This is a genomic window from Erwinia sp. AK-PDG3-5 (genome assembly GCF_056821705.1).
Genome location: NZ_CM165967.1, coordinates 4015068 through 4032604 on the forward strand (window position 1 = coordinate 4015068; position 17537 = coordinate 4032604).

The 17537-nt window shown below is 53.3% G+C and carries 17 protein-coding genes and 3 pseudogenes; 3 read left to right on the top strand and 17 right to left on the bottom strand.

Annotation, left to right across the window (positions count from 1 at the left end):
* The first annotated feature begins 16 nt into the window (after positions 1 to 16).
* Positions 17 to 682 (top strand): YtjB family periplasmic protein, encoded by a 666-nt coding sequence (locus AC1UKS_RS18655; RefSeq protein ID WP_265908402.1) that lies wholly within the window; start codon positions 17 to 19, stop codon positions 680 to 682.
* Here the strand turns inward: AC1UKS_RS18655 and yjjJ are convergent, their stop codons facing one another.
* The 12 genes from yjjJ to AC1UKS_RS18715 all read right to left on the bottom strand — a co-directional run bounded on the left by yjjJ (position 683) and on the right by AC1UKS_RS18715 (position 12497).
* Positions 683 to 2002, bottom strand: a complete 1320-nt coding sequence (gene yjjJ / locus AC1UKS_RS18660; protein WP_482434786.1) for a type II toxin-antitoxin system HipA family toxin YjjJ — start codon at positions 2000 to 2002, stop codon at positions 683 to 685.
* A 192-nt stretch (positions 2003 to 2194) separates the two neighbouring features.
* Positions 2195 to 2917 carry a purine-nucleoside phosphorylase gene (gene deoD, locus AC1UKS_RS18665; protein WP_013200647.1) on the bottom strand — a complete coding sequence of 241 codons (723 nt, stop codon included), beginning with the start codon at positions 2915 to 2917 and terminating at the stop codon, positions 2195 to 2197.
* Positions 2918 to 2976: 59 nt separating this feature from the next.
* The gene (gene deoB / locus AC1UKS_RS18670; protein ID WP_482434788.1) at positions 2977 to 4200 is read right to left on the bottom strand and encodes a phosphopentomutase; all 1224 of its coding nucleotides are present in this window, start codon (positions 4198 to 4200) and stop codon (positions 2977 to 2979) included.
* Between the two features lie 62 nt (positions 4201 to 4262).
* Positions 4263 to 5585, bottom strand: a complete 1323-nt coding sequence (gene deoA / locus AC1UKS_RS18675) for a thymidine phosphorylase (RefSeq protein WP_482434790.1) — start codon at positions 5583 to 5585, stop codon at positions 4263 to 4265.
* Positions 5586 to 5665: 80 nt separating this feature from the next.
* Complete coding sequence (deoC, locus tag AC1UKS_RS18680) at positions 5666 to 6445, bottom strand: deoxyribose-phosphate aldolase (RefSeq protein WP_482434792.1); 780 nt, start codon at positions 6443 to 6445, stop codon at positions 5666 to 5668.
* A gap of 367 nt (positions 6446 to 6812) precedes the next feature.
* A complete protein-coding gene (locus tag AC1UKS_RS18685) occupies positions 6813 to 7589 on the bottom strand; it encodes a TatD family hydrolase (RefSeq protein WP_482434793.1) in 777 nt (258 codons plus the stop codon).
* Positions 7586 to 8638: a patatin-like phospholipase family protein gene (locus AC1UKS_RS18690; RefSeq protein ID WP_106382145.1), complete on the bottom strand. Its 1053-nt coding sequence runs from the start codon at positions 8636 to 8638 to the stop codon at positions 7586 to 7588. The genes AC1UKS_RS18685 and AC1UKS_RS18690 overlap by 4 nt, the downstream gene beginning before the upstream one ends.
* Before the next feature lie 147 nt (positions 8639 to 8785).
* Positions 8786 to 8947, bottom strand: coding sequence for a DUF1328 domain-containing protein (locus AC1UKS_RS18695; protein WP_013200641.1), 162 nt, complete (start codon positions 8945 to 8947; stop codon positions 8786 to 8788).
* Between the two features lie 135 nt (positions 8948 to 9082).
* On the bottom strand, positions 9083 to 9697 hold the full coding sequence (gene osmY / locus AC1UKS_RS18700; RefSeq protein WP_013200640.1) for a molecular chaperone OsmY: 615 nt from the start codon (positions 9695 to 9697) through the stop codon (positions 9083 to 9085).
* Positions 9698 to 10005: 308 nt separating this feature from the next.
* Positions 10006 to 11595 (bottom strand): peptide chain release factor 3, encoded by a 1590-nt coding sequence (gene prfC, locus AC1UKS_RS18705; protein ID WP_265908395.1) that lies wholly within the window; start codon positions 11593 to 11595, stop codon positions 10006 to 10008.
* 65 nt (positions 11596 to 11660) lie between these two features.
* On the bottom strand, positions 11661 to 11786 hold the full coding sequence (locus AC1UKS_RS18710) for a hypothetical protein (RefSeq protein ID WP_258167144.1): 126 nt from the start codon (positions 11784 to 11786) through the stop codon (positions 11661 to 11663).
* Positions 11787 to 11849: 63 nt separating this feature from the next.
* A complete protein-coding gene (locus tag AC1UKS_RS18715; protein ID WP_053140460.1) occupies positions 11850 to 12497 on the bottom strand; it encodes a DNA-3-methyladenine glycosylase I in 648 nt (215 codons plus the stop codon).
* A 204-nt stretch (positions 12498 to 12701) separates the two neighbouring features.
* Here AC1UKS_RS18715 and yghU point away from each other — a divergent pair, with 204 nt between their 5' ends.
* The gene (gene yghU, locus AC1UKS_RS18720; protein WP_265908392.1) at positions 12702 to 13568 is read left to right on the top strand and encodes a glutathione-dependent disulfide-bond oxidoreductase; all 867 of its coding nucleotides are present in this window, start codon (positions 12702 to 12704) and stop codon (positions 13566 to 13568) included.
* Positions 13569 to 14004: 436 nt separating this feature from the next.
* Here yghU and AC1UKS_RS18725 read toward each other — a convergent pair whose 3' ends face one another.
* Complete coding sequence (locus AC1UKS_RS18725) at positions 14005 to 14541, bottom strand: hypothetical protein (RefSeq protein WP_482434797.1); 537 nt, start codon at positions 14539 to 14541, stop codon at positions 14005 to 14007.
* A gap of 7 nt (positions 14542 to 14548) precedes the next feature.
* Positions 14549 to 15751: pseudogene (locus AC1UKS_RS18730) on the bottom strand (RHS repeat-associated core domain-containing protein); the annotation flags it as partial.
* Positions 15752 to 15754: 3 nt separating this feature from the next.
* Here AC1UKS_RS18730 and AC1UKS_RS18735 point away from each other — a divergent pair.
* A pseudogene (locus tag AC1UKS_RS18735) lies at positions 15755 to 15934 on the top strand (SymE family type I addiction module toxin); the annotation flags it as partial.
* Between the two features lie 56 nt (positions 15935 to 15990).
* Here AC1UKS_RS18735 and AC1UKS_RS18740 read toward each other — a convergent pair.
* The 3 genes and pseudogenes from AC1UKS_RS18740 to AC1UKS_RS18750 all read right to left on the bottom strand — a co-directional run.
* Entirely contained in the window at positions 15991 to 16422 is a 432-nt protein-coding gene (locus tag AC1UKS_RS18740) for an SMI1/KNR4 family protein (protein WP_106382138.1), read from the bottom strand.
* On the bottom strand, positions 16419 to 16700 hold the full coding sequence (locus AC1UKS_RS18745; RefSeq protein ID WP_482437041.1) for an HNH/ENDO VII family nuclease: 282 nt from the start codon (positions 16698 to 16700) through the stop codon (positions 16419 to 16421). Before AC1UKS_RS18745 ends, AC1UKS_RS18740 begins: the two co-directional genes overlap by 4 nt.
* An 84-nt stretch (positions 16701 to 16784) precedes the next feature.
* A pseudogene (locus AC1UKS_RS18750) lies at positions 16785 to 17411 on the bottom strand (RHS repeat domain-containing protein); the annotation flags it as partial.
* Between the last annotated feature and the right edge of the window lie 126 nt (positions 17412 to 17537).

Consider the following 17537-nt stretch of genomic DNA (forward strand, 5'->3'; position numbering starts at 1 on the left):
AGTGTGAAGGGTACAGATGGCAAAGGCCAAACTTAAATTTCGTCTGCATCGCACGGCAATCGTGCTGATCTGCCTGACCTTACTGGTGGTGCTGATGCAGGGTGCGTCGTGGTTCAGTCTGAGCCACCAGATGGCACGTTCCGAGCAGGTGGATGAACTGGCCCGCACGCTGACGCGCCAGGTGGCGTTCAGCCTGACGCCGCTGATGGAAAACAGCGACGATAACCACCAGCAGATTGTCGATATCCTCGCCCAGCTCACCAAAGAGAGCCGCATCCTTGATGCCTCTGTCTATGACGACGACGGCACCTTACTGGCCCACAGCGGCGAAACCATTAACGTGCGCGACCGTCTGGCGCTGGACGGGCAGCGAGCCGGGAGTTACTTCAACCATCAGCTGGTGCAGTCGCTGGACAGCGCTGAAGGTCCGCGCGGCTTCCTGCGCGTCACCCTGGATACGCACGTGCTGGTGACGGAATCCAAGCAGGTGGATAACACCACCAATATTCTGCGCCTGATGATGCTGCTGGCACTGGCTATCGGGATCATCCTCAGCCGGACCCTGCTGCGCGACCGCCGCACCCGCTGGCAACAATCGCCTTTCCTGCTAACCGCCAATAACCCGGTGAAGGAAGACGACGACGAAACCCGCGACGCGCCGGCCCAGGCTGAGAAGCCGTAATCAGGCCATGCGGGCGATGTGGGGCTCAAGCGATTTGAGCCCTTTTTGCATCTCCTGCGCAATGCGCCGAAAATCCTCACTCCAGGTATCATCGCTACTCATCTGTAGCCAGTAACGATCGGCCATGGCCAGTGCTTTTTGCCAGACCGTTCGCCCCACGCTGCTATCCAGTTCAATCACCGGCGCGTCTGTACGCATATAGCCCGCGCTGTTTGGGGCGAAGCTCATCGGCAACATGTCGTAGGCCGGCGTCAGCGTCAGCGTCGGCGAGGTGAGGAAAAAGGCCAGGTTGCCAGCATGCATATCGCCATTCGCGATCAGCTTGCCAAATGCCCATTGCAGGGTGCCGCGTTCGGCATCCGGCGTCACAATCATTTTTTGGCTGACCAGCGCGCTGAGTGCCTGCGGCCAGCGGGATTGCTGGCCAGTAAATTCGGCCTGTACAGACTCCAGCGATACCATGCTGCGTCGGCCTCTTTCGCCCAACCGATCGAACCTGACCACTTCAAGAAACAACTGCTCTTCCGGCCCTGAGAGGATGGTAGCCTCGGCCGCCGACACGCCCTCTTCCCTCAGAACCTGCAAGGCCAACGCCTCGGCCCGCAGTAAATCACACCAACGCTGGCTGTTTTCGTTACGCCGTGCGGGCGTGAACTTCACCAGCACATGCGCATTCTCGCCATTCGCCAGCTGGGTGTAACAGGCAAATTTTGGCTGTTCGCCGCCCGCCGAAGAACCGACGTCTTCTCCCGCCAGCACTTTCTGCGCCAGTTCCGGATACAGAGCCGACGTCACCAGCGTTGGCGCGGGTTGCTTAAGCCACTGTTGGTAACTTTCACGGCCAATCAGCCAGCTACCCGAGATATCGCTGCCTCTGGCAGTCAATGCCAGCAGGCTGTGATCGTCATTCCACTGGCGGATATCTTCCGGCAACCCCAGCTGGCGCGCGCACTCGCGCCCCCATGCCCTGCCGAGAAAACCCTGCGGGCGCATGTCACTGAGATACCAGGGCAATCCCGCAAAATGCTGCCAGTTACCCTGGACATCCTCCACCACGCAGCTGCCGGCTGGCCAGACGCTGAACAGCTGCCCGGCCTGGTGGGAATGACCCTGTTCATCAATCTGCCAGAGCGGGAAGTGACTCTCCTCACGCAACGGACGCAGCAATGCATAGCGGGTCGCGCGTGCGCGACCATATTTCATCACCTGCGGATGGGCAGCAATCAGACGCGAGAGCGTGGCCTGGCTAATCGCCAGACGGGCTGTCAATGTCGTTGCATCCAGCGGCCCTGGCAAAAGAAGCGTGGTTAAATCAGACATAGTGAATAGATTCGTGAATAGATACTTGAATAGATAATTAGCATTTAATCAGCTGAAAAGACATAAAAATGATAAAAAATGGTGAGGAAAGATGAATAGATACTTTCGTGATTTCAACTGAGGGCTTAACGGAGATGGACGGTCTTGAATATCACTGCTGGCCGGATTGCCCGGCCAGCAGAAGGCGTTACGTTACGCTTCTTTATCGCCCAGCAGCACAGATTCCAGCGCGATTTCAATCATCTCGCTGAACGTGGTCTGGCGCTCAGCCGCCGTGGTTTGCTCACCGCTGCGGATGTGGTCGGAAACGGTACAGATGGCCAGCGCTTTCGCACCGAACTCTGCTGCCACGCCGTAAATACCGGCGGCTTCCATTTCCACGCCCAGGATGCCGTACTTCTCCATCACGTCGAACATCTGCGGATCGGGCGTATAGAACAGGTCTGCAGAGAAAATGTTGCCAACGCGGGCAGACACGCCCAGCGCTTTGGCTGCATCGACGGCGTTACGCACCATCTCGAAATCGGCAATCGCGGCGAAATCGTGATCTTTGAAACGCATGCGGTTCACTTTGGAATCGGTAGATGCACCCATGCCGATCACCACGTCACGCAGCTTCACGTCTGAACGCACCGCGCCGCATGAACCCACACGAATGATTTTCTTCACGCCGAAATCGGTGATCAGCTCTTTCGCATAGATTGAGCAGGAAGGAATGCCCATGCCGTGGCCCATCACCGAAATTTTACGGCCTTTATAGGTGCCGGTGTAGCCCAGCATGCCACGCACGTTATTCACTTCTACCGCGTCCTGCAGGAAGGTTTCTGCGATATGTTTTGCGCGCAGCGGATCGCCCGGCATCAGCACTACGTCAGCGAAATCACCCATTTCTGCATTAATATGAGGGGTAGCCATTTTTCATCCTTTTTTCAGTCTGGCCAGCGCCTTAGCGCTGGTCGTTTAGGTTGCGCAGATTACAGCATGGATTTGCCGTATTCCATATCGGAAAGGCCAAAATAGTTCGCGACCGTCTGGCCGATGTCGGCGAAGGTCTCGCGATAGCCTAACGATCCCGGCTTCACGCCTGGGCCGTAAATCAGCACCGGGATGTGCTCGCGGGTATGTTCGGTGCCTTCCCAGCTTGGGTCGCAGCCGTGGTCGGCGGTGAGGATCAGAATATCGCCCTCTTTCACCTGCGCCATCAACTCCGGCAGACGGCGGTCGAACAGCTCAAGGCCACCGGCATAACCCGGGATATCGCGACGATGCCCCCAGGTGGAGTCAAAGTCGACAAAGTTGGTGAAGACGATGCTGTTGTCCGGTGCGATTTTCATCTCGGCAACGGTGGCGTCAAACAGCGCATCCAGCCCGGTGGCCTTCACTTTTTTGGTGATGCCAACGTGGGCGTAGATATCGGCAATTTTACCGACCGAAATCACCTGGCCCTTCTGCTCATCCACCAGCTTTTTCAGGATGGTTGGCGCAGGAGGTTCTACCGCCAGGTCGTGACGGTTGCCAGTGCGCTCGAAGTTGCCTGGCTTGTCGCCAACAAACGGACGGGCGATCACCCGGCCGATGTTGTAGCCGCCTTCGGTTAAGGCCTCACGGGCGATTTCACACAGCGCGTACAGACGCTCCAGCCCGAAGGTCTCTTCGTGGCAGGCAATCTGGAACACCGAGTCAGCGGAGGTGTAGAAAATCGGCTTGCCGGTTTTCATATGCTCTTCGCCGAGCTGATCGAGGATCACCGTGCCTGACGAGTGGCAGTTGCCGAGGTAGCCCGGCAGGTCGGCCTTCTCAACCAGCAGATCCAGCAACTCCTGCGGGAAGCTGTTTTCTTTGTCGCTGAAATATCCCCAGTCGAACAGCACCGGCACACCGGCGATTTCCCAATGGCCTGACGGCGTGTCTTTGCCGGAAGACAGTTCGCTGGCATAGGCATAAGCGCCGGTAATTTCGGCGTCTTTATCCAGCCCTAACGGGAATTTTCCGGTCGACTCTTCCGCCGCTTTCCCCAGCCCTAAAGCCGTCAGATTTGGCAGGTGCAGCGGGCCTTTACGTCCAATGTCCGCTTCGCCCTTGAAGCACGCCTCGGCAATGTGTCCGAGGGTATCAGAGCCTTCATCACCAAATTTATGGGCATCTTTGCTGGAGCCGATCCCGAAGGAATCCAACACCATGATAAATACACGTTTCATCCTGATCTCCTGCGTCTGTGACGCGCTGAGCGTAAATTTTATCGATCCGAACAGTATGACGCTTATCCGCTAATTCTGCGATAGATAACTGGGGTCTGGGCCGGCGCATTTTCGCTTAAGGTCACCGCGCGCTTCATCGCCTCAGCAGCTTCCTGCCAGGCGGTTTCCGTAGCGGCGTGGATCACCGCCAGCGGACGCTGGTTGTCTGCACGGTCACCCAGCTGCGCCATCTCACTGAATCCGACGCTGTAATCGAGCGGATCGCTGGCCTGGCGACGACCGCCGCCCATCGACACCACCGCCATGCCCAACGCCCGGGTATCCATCGCGCTGACGATCCCCGGCTTATCGGCATACACCGCCTTGCTGAGCATCGGCGCCGGTAAATATTTATCCATCAGCTCGATAAAGTCTGTCGGGCCTTTTTGCGCCGCGACCATGCGCGCAAAAATTTCCGCTGCCTTGCCGTTATCCAGCACCGCCTGCAGTTTGCCAGTGGCCTCGTCGGTATTGGCCGCAAGCCCGCCGGATACCAGCATTTCCGCACTCAAAGCCAGCGTCACTTCCAGCAGACGCGGATTGCGGTATTCGCCGGTCAGGAAGCGCACGGCTTCACGCACTTCCAGCGCATTACCGGCGCTTGACGCCAGCACCTGGTTCATATCGGTTAACAGCGCGGTGGTTTTGCAGCCCGCGCCGTTCGCCACGCCAACAATCGACTGGGCCAGCAGCTCGGACTGTTCGAAGGTCGGCATAAAGGCGCCGGAGCCGACTTTAACGTCCATCACCAGCGCATCCAGACCTTCCGCCAGCTTTTTGGCGAGGATCGAGGCGGTGATCAGCGGAATCGAATCGACGGTCGCGGTGATGTCGCGGGTGGCGTAGAAACGCTTATCCGCAGGCGCCAGCGAGTTGGTTTGACCGATAATCGCCACGCCGACGTCTTTGATGATGCGACGGAACGTCTCGTCATCAGGGAAGATATCAAAGCCCGGAATGGCTTCCAGCTTGTCCAGCGTACCGCCCGTGTGGCCGAGGCCACGGCCAGAAATCATCGGCACATAGCCACCGCAGGCCGCCACCATCGGGCCGAGCATCAGCGAGGTCACATCGCCCACGCCGCCGGTTGAGTGCTTGTCCACGATCGGGCCGTTGAGGTTCAGCGCCTTCCAGTTGAGCACCGAGCCTGAGTCGCGCATCGCCATGGTCAGCGCGACCCGCTCCTGCAGCGTCATATCGTGGAAATAAATGGTCATCGCCAGCGCGGCGATTTGCCCTTCAGACACGGTGTTATCTCGCACGCCATTGATAAAGAAGCGGATCTCCTCTTCGGTCAGTGGCTGGCCATCTCTTTTTTTACGGATAATTTCTTGTGGCAGGAACACGTTGCCCCCTGGTGGTTGCGGTAATGAGGGCGAAATGATTTTCGCCCTTGCGGCTGAGGTTGGCGGGGTCGCCAGTCAGACTAGTAAGCGGAGTCGCTCTTGGCTCCAGCATGACCCGCCGTTTCCAGCAGGCTGGCTAACAGGCTGGACGCGCCAAAACGGAAGTGACGGGCATCGGCCCAGTCGCTGCCGAGAATGTCATCGGCCAGCTTCAGGTAAATTGCCGCATCGTCCGCGGTACGCACGCCGCCAGCCGGCTTGAAGCCCACCTGGTGCTTAACGCCTTTATCAGCAATCACTTGCAGCATGATTTTTGCCACTTCCGGGGTGGCATTGATCGGCACTTTACCGGTGGAGGTTTTGATAAAGTCAGCGCCCGCCTCGATGGCAATTTCAGAGGCTTTACGGATCAGTGCCGCATCCTTCAGCTCGCCGGTTTCGATAATCACCTTCAGCAGCACGTCGGCTTCGGCACAGGCTTCTTTACAGGCGCTCACGATCTCGTAGCCAATCTCTTCGTTACCGGCCATCAGCGCGCGGTAAGGGAACACCACGTCGACTTCGTCAGCCCCGTAGGCGATCGCTGCGTGGGTTTCTGCCAGGGCAATTTCTTTGTCGTCATTGCCGTGCGGGAAGTTGGTAACGGTGGCAATGCGAATATCCGGCGTGCCCTGCTCGCGCAGCGTTTTACGGGCAATCGGGATAAAGCGCGGATAGATGCAGATTGCCGCGGTATTGCCCGCCGGGGATTTCGCCTGATGGCACAGCGCGATCACTTTCGCATCGGTGTCGTCATCATTCAGCGTGGTCAGATCCATCAGTTTCAGGGCACGTACGGCCGCTGCGGTTACGTCAGTCATTCTGTTCTCCAGACAAGGTTTAAGGCGGCTTCCCGGATGCCGGGCAGGAATTCCTTCCGCCTGAGCCCGCGAAGGGCTGTGATGTTAAAATAATAACGGAAAAGGCTGAGCCACTTCCGTGATGAAATTCACGAACAGGGAATTACTGTTGCAAGCATTGTACATGCAATGTGATTAATATCACATAAACAGCCTGTTAACCTGCCAGATATGGCCATTGTTGCGCAACAAAGCCTGATTTTAGCTGACATCATCAGAAAATGTTATAATTATAACATTCATCATTCAGTGTAGCAGATGCAGATGACAGTAGACCCGGCAGGCCAAAGGCGCACCGTCTCGCAGGGGACTTTAAGAGTTTAGCCAGTCAGAGCTGAAAAAGAGTGCGTGTGTTCTCAAGAAGGGTTTCGGCTATTTCCTGCGGGGATTCTTCCCGCAGTTCGCACAGGCTCTGCCAGACATTTTTTACCCGCTCGGGGCGATTGGCCTGGCCCTGAAAGCCCTGTAGCGGCATATCCGGCGCGTCGGTTTCCAGCAGTAGCGAGCTCAGCGGCAGCCGTGCGATTGTATTGCGGGTTTTGCTGGCGCGTTCATAGGTGATGGTGCCGCCCACACCGATGGCATAGCCGGCGCGGATAAAGGCCAGCGCCTGCTGTTCGCTGCCGGCGAAGCCATGCACCACGCCACGGCGCGGAAGATCGAGGCGTCGCAGATGCAGGGCTAATTTATCGTGGGTGCGGCGGGAGTGCAGGATCACCGGCAGATCGTACTGCTTTGCCAGCCGGATTTGCGCATCCAGCACCCGCTCCTGCTTATCAAACTGGGGATTGTCGATAAACAGATCGAGGCCGATCTCGCCGATCGCCACCAGCTTTTTCGGCCGCTGTTTCAGGTAGTCTTCCAGCTGGTCCAGATGTGAATCATCATGTTGTGCGATCGCCATCGGATGGGTGCCCAACGCGGCATATAAAGGTGGCCATTGCTCTGCCAGCGCCATTACCCCCGCGAAGCGGTCAGCCGACACCCCAACCACAATGATTTTCTCCACCCCTGCCGCTGCCGCCAGACGCAGGCTCTCTTCTTCGTTGCCAGAAAACGGCGCAAAATCGAAGTGACAATGGGTATCGATAAACGTGGGTGTCATGCCAGCGAGCCCTTATCGTAATCGGCATCGTTGCCCGCCAGCGGATCGAGAATAACGCCATCCCGCACCGGTTCGTTGGCCACCGGCGCAGGTGGAACCACCGGTTTGGTACTCAGCAGCGTCTCATTTTCCTGCAACCATTGCCCCACCGTGGCGAGGAAATAGCGGCCGCAGCGGCGTCCCAGATGATAATCCTGATTCAACGAGGCCACGCGACTGCCCAGCGCCATGCTGGCGAGCGCATGCGGCGGGAAGATCTCAATAATCCGCAGATTACCCGGCGGATTTTCAATAAAGTCCTGCGTCTCGCGGTAGCTGTCTTCATGCAGATGCATGATATTGACCAACGGCTGCAGCGCACTGTCGCTCAGCCAGCGCTCAATGCGCTTCAGCCACTGTGGCGTATAGGTCATCTGCGAAGGAACGGTGCGGATCACCACGATGGTATCGGCCCCGCGACGCGCCGCTTCACGCACCGGAATGGCATCACTGATCCCACCATCGAGATAGCTGATGCCATCCATATCCACGCCGGGACGATACAGGCCCGGAATGGCGCTGGAAGCCTTAATGATGTTCATCCAGTTGGCGGCGGTCGGAGCAAAATAGCCCGGCGAATAATCGTCGCTGCGGCAGGCGCACATATAGAATTCGCGGCCTGCGGAGAACATCTTCTCACCGGCTTCTATCGCCAGCGGGAATTCCTGAGAGGTGACATCCACCAGCCAGTCGAGATCGATGAGGTGTCCGCCGCGCACAAAGCGCAACGGATCGAAAAACAGTTTACTGGTGGTGTAACGGGTGATCACTCTGCGGGCATAGCCCGGCTGGCCGCAGACATAGGCAGAAAGATTCTGCGCCCCGGCAGAGGTGCCAAGCATCAAATCAAAGGGGTTGAATTTTGCCCGCTGAAATTCATCCAGCACGCCGGCAGTAAAGATCCCGCGCTGCCCGCCGCCTTCGCAGACCAGGGCCAGTTTGCCCGGACGAAAAGGGGTTAACGCCAGCGGCTCAATATTGCCGAGGGTTATAGGGATGCGCTTGCCCAATGGTGAGATCCTCTGAGGGAGTTGAAGACCGGAGGATACCCTGGATGGACGGTAACTGTTTGCCGTTTTTTGCGGCAGAATGTGTAAAGCCAGAAATGCTAAAGGCCAGTCAGTGACTGGCCTTCATTGAAACATCTGTTATTGGATCTATAACTTCTTGCGGCCGGTGAACAGGCTGATCAGGAAGATAATGATACCGACAACGAAGACGATTTTAGCTGCCCATGCGGCTGTACCAGCCAGACCACCAAAACCTAACGCTGCTGCGATAAGCGCAATAATCAGAAAAATAATGCCCCAACGAAACATAAGCTTCTCCTTACCCTATATGTAGAAAATCAAACTGCCTGATTTATTTACTCTGCCGAATCCGGCGAGTGTGGATTATTTTCTTCAAACATTTCAGCTGCGGACCGTCCTGTTATCAGCCGGCCCGCGTCTGCTTTATGACTTCACAGTCAGATCGTTTTTAACGCTTTTCACACCATCAATCGCTTTAGCGATGCTTTCGGCACGTTCAGACTGTGCCTGGCTTTTCACCGTACCGGAAAGCTGGACAACACCGTTGGTGGTTTCAACTTTCACGTTACGTGATGGCACGATGTCGTCAGCTAACAGTTTAGCTTTAATTTCGCTGGTCGTTGCCGTATCACCGGCATAACCGCTGACGCTGGCTTTAGTGCTGTCTTTTACGTGTAGTTTGTCGCTAACAGATTTAACGCCTTCGACTTTTTTGGCCGCCGCCACAGCCAGTTCGGCCTGATCCTGAGACGGTACAAAACCACTCAGCGTCACGACGCCTGAATGTGTCTTAACAGAGATATCTGTGCTTTTGATTGCGTCGTTGTCTACCAGAGCGGCTTTCACCTTGGCAGTCACGCCGCTGTCATCCATGTACCCACCGACTGATTTCATTGAACTATCGATTTTGGAACCCGCGTTGTCAGCAGCATTCTGCGTTTTGTTCATCATGGTGTCTTCTGCCATTGCAGAACCACTTACCAGCGCAGAACCTACCAGTACAGCCATCAGAGTTTTAGTAATCTTAGTCGTGTTCATCGATTATTCCTTCTTCATGTGTTTTGCACTCACAACTGTGAGGTTTCAGTCACAAACGGCGTGACTGCAGTAGGAGAGACGTTGCAGCTTACCGCCGCATATTTTGCGTCCGTTGAGATTAAATATAGACGCTCGTCAGGATTTCACCGCCGCTTGTGGTTGATATGATGGATAAATGCACAAAAAGCAGGTTTTTTAAGAGCAGTCTGTAAAAAATGGGGGGCGGAAAGCGGCGCGGAAAGGAAGGCGAAAAAAAAGCGATGCATATTGCATCGCTTTTTCCAGTATAGACCAGGCCTGATTATCTGTTAATGTTCGCGCGTTTTGCGGAACACCACTTCAGGATAACGTTCCTGCGTAATGTTCAGGTTCACCATTGTCGGCGCGATGTAGGTCAGGTTATCCCCGCCATCCAGCGCCAGGTTCACTTCGTTTTTACGCTGGAACTCATCAAACTTCTTGGCATCGCTGCATTCAACCCAGCGCGCGGTTGAAACGTTGATCGCTTCGTAGATGGCTTCCACGTTGTATTCGCTCTTCAGACGCGCCACAACCACTTCAAACTGCAGCACACCCACGGCGCCGACAATCAGATCGTTGTTGTGTACCGGACGGAACACCTGCACGGCGCCCTCTTCCGACAGCTGAACCAGGCCTTTCAGCAACTGCTTCTGCTTCAGCGGATCGCGCAGACGAATACGACGGAACAGCTCAGGTGCGAAGTTCGGAATCCCGGTGAACTTCATGTTTTCACCCTGGGTAAAGGTATCGCCGATCTGGATGGTGCCGTGGTTGTGCAGCCCGATGATATCGCCCGGATAGGCTTCTTCAACGTGCGAACGGTCACCGGCCATAAAGGTCAGCGCATCGGCAATCACCACATCTTTGCCCAGACGGACCTGACGCAGCTTCATGCCTTTTTCATATTTGCCGGACACCACGCGCATAAAGGCCACGCGGTCACGGTGTTTCGGATCCATATTCGCCTGGATCTTAAAGATGAAGCCGGTGAACTTTTCGTCGGCCGCAGTCACGGTGCGCAGCGTAGTCTGACGCGGCATTGGCGACGGTGCCCAGTCGCACAGGCCATCCAGCATATGGTCCACGCCAAAGTTACCCAGTGCAGTACCAAAGAATACCGGACTCAGCTTACCGGCGAGGAACTGTTCTTTATCAAACTCGTGGGAAGCGCCCTGCACCAGCTCTAACTCTTCGCGCAGCTGAATGGCCAGCTCTTCACCAATGGCGGCATCCAGATCCGGGTTATTAAGCCCTTTCACGATGCGCACGTCCTGAATGGTGCGTCCTTTACCGCTCTGGTAGAGGTAGGTTTCGTCTTTATAAAGGTGGTACACACCCTTAAATAACTTGCCACAACCGATTGGCCAGGTGATCGGCGCGCAGGCAATTTTCAGCTCGCTTTCGACTTCATCCAGCACTTCCATCGGATCGCGGATATCGCGGTCCAGTTTGTTCATAAAGGTCAGGATCGGCGTGTCGCGCAGACGGGTGACTTCCATCAGCTTGCGGGTACGATCCTCAACGCCTTTTGCGGCATCGATCACCATCAGACAGCAGTCGACCGCCGTCAGCGTACGGTAAGTATCTTCGGAGAAGTCTTCGTGTCCCGGCGTATCCAGCAGGTTAATCAGGCATTCGCGGTACGGGAACTGCATCACGGAGGTGGTGATCGAGATACCACGCTGCTTTTCCATCTCCATCCAGTCCGATTTGGCGTGCTGGTTAGAGCCACGACCTTTTACCGTACCGGCGGTCTGAATAGCCTGTCCGAACAGCAACACTTTTTCAGTGATGGTGGTTTTACCGGCATCCGGGTGAGAAATGATGGCAAAAGTGCGGCGACGAGCCACCTCTTGCATAAAGGGTGCATTAGACATGAAAAAACTCTGTTTGGTGCTGTGCTGCCGCTGCGCAGACGGCGCGGGGGCAATTTCACAGGCGATTAATCATCAATGGCCGGCATTTTCGCCGATCCGGCGGTTATAAACAATGCAGAACGCCGCGTTATCCCCATAAATGCGTAGCGCAGCGAAACCAGATGGCTCCAGCTGCTGTTTTTTTCAGCCATTTTGCGGCGGGGTTCCGGGTTCTACACTGGCCTGACCTCTTGATAATGTTTTTGCTGGCCTGATTACAGCGGGCGGTTGAGGGCTTCGCGCTGCTGCTCGAATTTGTCCCGACACTGGCAACCCGCCAGATGATCGTTAATCAGCCCTAATGCCTGCATCAGCGAATAGGTGGTCACCGGACCTACCCACGTCCAGCCCCGTTTTTTCAACGCTTTGGACATGCGCACTGATTCGGGTGAGGTTTTGGCATTCTGCCAGTATTCCAGATCGACGGTATGAGGCCGTTCGCCCGGCTGCGGCTCAAACTGCCAGAACCACGCCGCCAGCGATCCGGCTTCTTCGATCAGTTCGATGGCCCGCTGCGCATTGTTGATGGTGGAAAGAATTTTGGCGCGATTGCGGACAATGCTTTTATCTTCCAGCAAACGGGCAACGTCCTCGTCGTTGAACTGCGCGACGGCGTGGAAATCAAAATCCTTAAAGGCGCGACGGAAGTTTTCCCGTTTGTTGTAAATCAGCTGCCATGACATGCCAGAGTGAAAACCTTCGAGACAAACTTTTTCAAACAGGCGGCGGTCATCCACCACTGGTTTGCCCCACTCGTTATCATGATAGTCAGGCATTGAAGGCTGCCAGTAGCAGCACACGCGTCCATCTTCGGTCAGTGTCAGTCCGGCTTCTTTCAGATCTGCCAGATAATGCTCATCCATTCTGTATTCCCGTTGAAGAGTGTGAAGAGTGCTGCGTAAAGATAAACGCCGGTCAGATCCTGATGCTATACCTGACATCCGATGTAACAACCGCGTTTGGTTTTTTGTGCAGACAGCAGCTATTTTTAGACCATCATCGGCAAGACGTCTGTGGGCTTTGCTCCAGGATGCGCCATTTTTTTATCAGAAAGGGGATTTTCGGACATGAGCACCAAGGATTATCAGCCAGCCAAAGTCTGGTCAGAGAACAAAGAAGCCGGCGGCACCTGGGGCAGCATCAACCGCCCGACCGCTGGCGCACGTCACGAAGCCGAACTGCCGGTGGGCAAGCACCCACTGCAGCTGTACTCAATGGGTACGCCGAATGGCCAGAAAGTGACCATCATGCTGGAAGAGCTGCTGGCGCTGAACGTTAACGATGCGGAATACGATGCCCATCTGATCCGCATTGGTGAAAGCGATCAGTTCTCCTCAGGCTTTGTCGACGTGAACCCTAACTCAAAAATTCCTGCGTTGCTGGACTGCTCAACCAAGCCCGCCACCCGCGTGTTTGAGTCCGGCGCGATCTTGCTGTATCTGGCCGAGAAGTTTGGTCACTTCCTGCCGAAAGATCCGGCTTCCCGCACCGAAACGCTGAACTGGCTGTTCTGGTTACAGGGTTCTGCACCTTATCTCGGCGGCGGTTTCGGTCACTTCTATAACTACGCGCCAGTGAAAATCGAATACGCGATCGATCGCTTCACCATGGAAGCCAAGCGTCAGCTCGACGTGTTAGATCGTCAGCTGGCAAACCATCGCTATATTGCCGGTGAAGACTACACCATCGCCGATATCGCAATCTGGCCGTGGTATGGCGCGCTGGTCAGAGGAACCGTCTATAACGCAGCGGAGTTCCTCGACGCCAAGTCATACAAAAACCTGGTGCGTTGGGCAGATGAAATCGCACAGCGCCCGGCAGTGCAGCGCGGACGCATCGTCAACCGTACCTTTGGTGAACCTTCTGAGCAGTTGCATGAACGCCACGATGCGTCGGATTTCGATCTGCGCACCGAGGATAAGCTGGCGAAATAACGCCGCTTAATAAGACTAAGGGCATCCTTCAGGGTGCCTTTTTTTGATGGACTTCGGTGAAGGCATAGCAGACGCACTGGTATGATCCCCGAAGCCCTCCCTAGAGAAAATGTCAGACGCTGATGCATTTGGCTCAGATTAGCGGAGAAAAATAAAGCCGGAAGGATCATTCGGGATCGCTTCAAGCCTATTATACAAGACTACAAATCAGGTGATGTACTTTTACGAACTATAATATATTTATTATTAATCGTAAAATAATTTGCATATGTAAACCATCTTGCCTTTTAATAAAATTAAAATTTATTTCCCCAATTGTTTTCGAAAGAAAACCTAACATTATTGATTAAATTAATAATTTTTCTATAAAATCATTAACTTACCAAGAATGTGAAAGAATTCTCGATAAACCACATCCAAGAAAAATAATTTAAATTCAAACCTCTCCAACTTCAACAAAAATAACCCCATTAAATTCACTTCCGAACTTTTTAATGAATTTATCAGTGACAAAATATGTTGAGGATAAAACCTTGTCCCTAAATATACATTGTCCATTAACTACTTTTTCATCAAAAGTATATTTACCAGTTCTAAACATCTCCTTAAGCTCATCCGTACTGTGATATTTTAGTGATGGCAATATATTTATTACATTTATATATTTAAAATCTTTTTTATTATCAGTATGGACTGACAAAGCTTCTACTTCATTAAATCCATTAAATATATTAAAAGCTAAATCTTTAGACACATATAGTAAACCATCATCGAAACATGATGAATTTATATCCTCTCGCAGTTCCTTTTCTTGTTTTGTTTTACCTTCAAATAAAAACACATTGAATGGAACCCAACCATCAGACAGTTTAGCACCATGATTTGAGAATGCCTTAACTGCTAGTGGATCTTTATCATCCTGAAGATAAAATTTATATCTTGAGTGGTCGTGTTTAATCTTATATATTTTCATAATATTACTAGTATATATTCCTATTAAATAATAGATCGTCTCTGATAGCATTCAACTCATCGATAACACCTTGTTTCCCGTCTATCAGATCTGCATTCTGTATACGTGACACTACATTATCATAATACTTATTTGTATGAATTACCCGGTGATAAGCTCCAGGTTGAAGTGAATTGAGATCAATGTGCTTTAAGAATATTCCATTCTCGGCAGAATCTATGTGGATATCGTGTTTTTCAAGTATTACGCGAGCTCTTAGGGCTCTGGGGTCATCCCATGCAACGATGTGATGTGCTGCAGATCCCCGAAACTTATTCCATGCACTCATCATATAGCCTTCAACGCTGGCTAATGTTTTGTTAGCCTTTCTCATGGCCCGATTCAATGCTCTGGCACAGCCTGCAAGCCCCAGCGGATCAACCCAAACCAGCGGATCACCAACATAACTATAAGTATTCAATCCACCCATCAACCCTATCGGGTCAGGCTGGGTAAATCTACCGCCCACTGGGTCATAATAGCGGAATAAATTGTAATGCAGCCCGGTTGATTCGGCACCTGCGGTGCCTCACCCCTTTGGGGCCATCGCTGAAGCGATGTTCAAATTTGCTGTCGCAAATTAGTCCCTGTCCAGGTACTGCCCCTGGAAGCGCAGATTTTGCGGCACTGACTGGAAGCCGCTGCTGCTCTCCTGTCCGGTCATTCCCCAGGTTGAAAACCGGCCGCGCCATACCACTTCACCCTCTTCATTGGTCATCCGCTCGGGCAGACCATTCAGTTCGGTGTGGTACCAGAAAATATCCGCCTGTTCGCCAATGCTGTCGACCCGTGCCAGCGGCTCCCAGCTTCCTTCGCTGTACAGATACTGCGTGTTGCGATCCGGCGTTAAGCTGCTGCTTTCGCCCACCATCCGCAGGCCGCTCCACAGGAAGGAAATCGTCTCCTCCGGCTTGTAGTGGCGATGCAGGATTTTATGCGTGCGGCGACCTAAAGCATCGTAGCGGTATTCTGCCCGGCTGAACTCTTTATGCCCGCTAAAACGTACTTTCGCTATCCGCTGCTCATCATCATAGCGGTAATGCTGCTCTACGGCATCTGGCCCGGTTTTTCGCCAGGTCATCCGCCCAAAACCATCGTATGCCCAGCGCGCGCCTTTCAGCCTCTGCAACAAATTGTGCCAGACTATCTGACGCGGTTTATCCGTCCTGGAGACGTGGCTGAGGCGGGAATTGCGGCGCTAACCGACGTCAGCCTCGCGGTGCTGTACGACTGTCTGCTGCTGATCCCCGACAGCCGCGAGGAGAGGCGGCCGCGGGCAATGGAACAGCAGCTTAAGGCGCAGCAACAAGAGCTGGAACAGACTAAGCAACGGATGATTGAGATGCTGGCGTAATCAGTGGCTCAGGGTAAAGAGCCGGAAGGATCTTGGGGATCGCTTCCGGCTATAATTTAGATATAGGACATTAATCTTTTATAAACATATTCAATGAAGTCATTTGCATACTTTTCTTCTTTATTTCCAAAGAAAACATACACAGATGCAATATCGCTAGTTTTAAAATAAAACTCCTCACCAAAATCAGTATTAGATAAGACTATTTTACCAAGAGCCAAATTTTTATTTGCAATAGTGTTTTGATAGACTATATCCCCGCCTACCGCTTCATCAAATGGCATGCAGTAAATACTATATATTTCTTCCCCGCATATTTCCCCCCCCCCGAATTCACCTAAAAACCATTTATAATCTTCTGGCAAGGTAACACCCAGCGCTTGCTCACACTTATCGATCCACTGAGATTCCGGCGCATCTTCTGAACTTCCCAAGTTAACAATATCTTCATGTTTCTTAAGAACATCCAGTAAGTCGTTTCTGTTCATAAATATTCACCCGCTCTATGCATCCAATATTGTGTTCGCCAAGTATTAAACTCGGCCCTGTTAATACCGGATGGTATTGTATTAGGATTTATATGAATCACACCATGATTAACTTTATGGAAGGTTTGACTCATCTCGGCAATCGGGCCTTTTTGAGATTGCAACATATGATGTAAATTCACGGCATTCCCATCATATCCAACCGGTGCCCGCCCTGTAGCCATTCTGTCAATATTTGTACCTTTGAATACCTTACCTTTATCACGCCAGGTAGTCATTTTATAAGGATCAAACAAATCATCACGCTGATAAACTTTATTACCTTTAAATTGAACCGGTTCATTCGGCCAATGTTCTCTACCCGTTGAGCACTTACTCAAACCAAGAGGATCGATCCACCCATACGGATTAGGCGCATACGCATACAGGTTATCACCACCCATCAACCCTATCGGGTCAGGCTGGGTAAACCTACCGCCCACTGGGTCATAATAGCGGAATAAATTGTAATGCAGCCCGGTTGATTCGGCACCTGCGGTGCCTCACCCCTTTGGGGCCATCGCTGAAGCGATGTTCAAATTTGCTGTCGCAAATTAGTCCCTGTCCAGGTACTGCCCCTGGAAGCGCAGATTTTGCGGCACTGACTGGAAGCCGCTGCTGCTCTCCTGTCCGGTCATTCCCCAGGTTGAAAACCGGCCGCGCCATACGACTTCACCCTCTTCGTTGGTCATCCGCTCGGGCAGGCCATTCAGTTCGGTGTGGTACCAGAAAATATCCGCCTGTTCGCCAATGCTGTCGACCCGTGCCAGCGGCTCCCAGCTTCCTTCGCTGTACAGATACTGTGTGTTGCGATCCGGAGTTAAGCTGCTGCTTTCGCCCACCATCCGCAGGCCGCTCCACAGGAAGGAAATCGTCTCCTCCGGCTTGTGGTGGCGATGAAGGATTTTATGCGTGCGGCGACCTAAAGCATCGTAGCGATATTCTGCGCGGCTTTAGCATCTGCAACTGGAGATGGACCCGGCAGCAGACCCTGGCGTTGCTAAATAGCTGCGCCTAATACCGCTACACCTGCCATTTTTTTACATGTAGCTATCGCGGAAGACCAACGCATCGCA

Coding starts and splice junctions, on each gene's coding strand:
- yjjJ (WP_482434786.1), bottom strand. CDS start 2,002: ATGTCTGATTTAACCACGCTTCTTTTGCCAGGGCCGCTGGATGCAACG.
- AC1UKS_RS18740 (WP_106382138.1), bottom strand. CDS start 16,422: ATGAACAGAAACGACTTACTGGATGTTCTTAAGAAACATGAAGATATT.
- prfC (WP_265908395.1), bottom strand. CDS start 11,595: ATGTCTAATGCACCCTTTATGCAAGAGGTGGCTCGTCGCCGCACTTTT.
- AC1UKS_RS18715 (WP_053140460.1), bottom strand. CDS start 12,497: ATGGATGAGCATTATCTGGCAGATCTGAAAGAAGCCGGACTGACACTG.
- osmY (WP_013200640.1), bottom strand. CDS start 9,697: ATGAACACGACTAAGATTACTAAAACTCTGATGGCTGTACTGGTAGGT.
- AC1UKS_RS18695 (WP_013200641.1), bottom strand. CDS start 8,947: ATGTTTCGTTGGGGCATTATTTTTCTGATTATTGCGCTTATCGCAGCA.
- deoD (WP_013200647.1), bottom strand. CDS start 2,917: ATGGCTACCCCTCATATTAATGCAGAAATGGGTGATTTCGCTGACGTA.
- AC1UKS_RS18655 (WP_265908402.1), top strand. CDS start 17: ATGGCAAAGGCCAAACTTAAATTTCGTCTGCATCGCACGGCAATCGTG.
- AC1UKS_RS18725 (WP_482434797.1), bottom strand. CDS start 14,541: ATGAAAATATATAAGATTAAACACGACCACTCAAGATATAAATTTTAT.
- deoC (WP_482434792.1), bottom strand. CDS start 6,445: ATGACTGACGTAACCGCAGCGGCCGTACGTGCCCTGAAACTGATGGAT.
- AC1UKS_RS18745 (WP_482437041.1), bottom strand. CDS start 16,700: ATGACTACCTGGCGTGATAAAGGTAAGGTATTCAAAGGTACAAATATT.
- deoB (WP_482434788.1), bottom strand. CDS start 4,200: ATGAAACGTGTATTTATCATGGTGTTGGATTCCTTCGGGATCGGCTCC.
- yghU (WP_265908392.1), top strand. CDS start 12,702: ATGAGCACCAAGGATTATCAGCCAGCCAAAGTCTGGTCAGAGAACAAA.
- AC1UKS_RS18685 (WP_482434793.1), bottom strand. CDS start 7,589: ATGACACCCACGTTTATCGATACCCATTGTCACTTCGATTTTGCGCCG.
- AC1UKS_RS18710 (WP_258167144.1), bottom strand. CDS start 11,786: ATGGCTGAAAAAAACAGCAGCTGGAGCCATCTGGTTTCGCTGCGCTAC.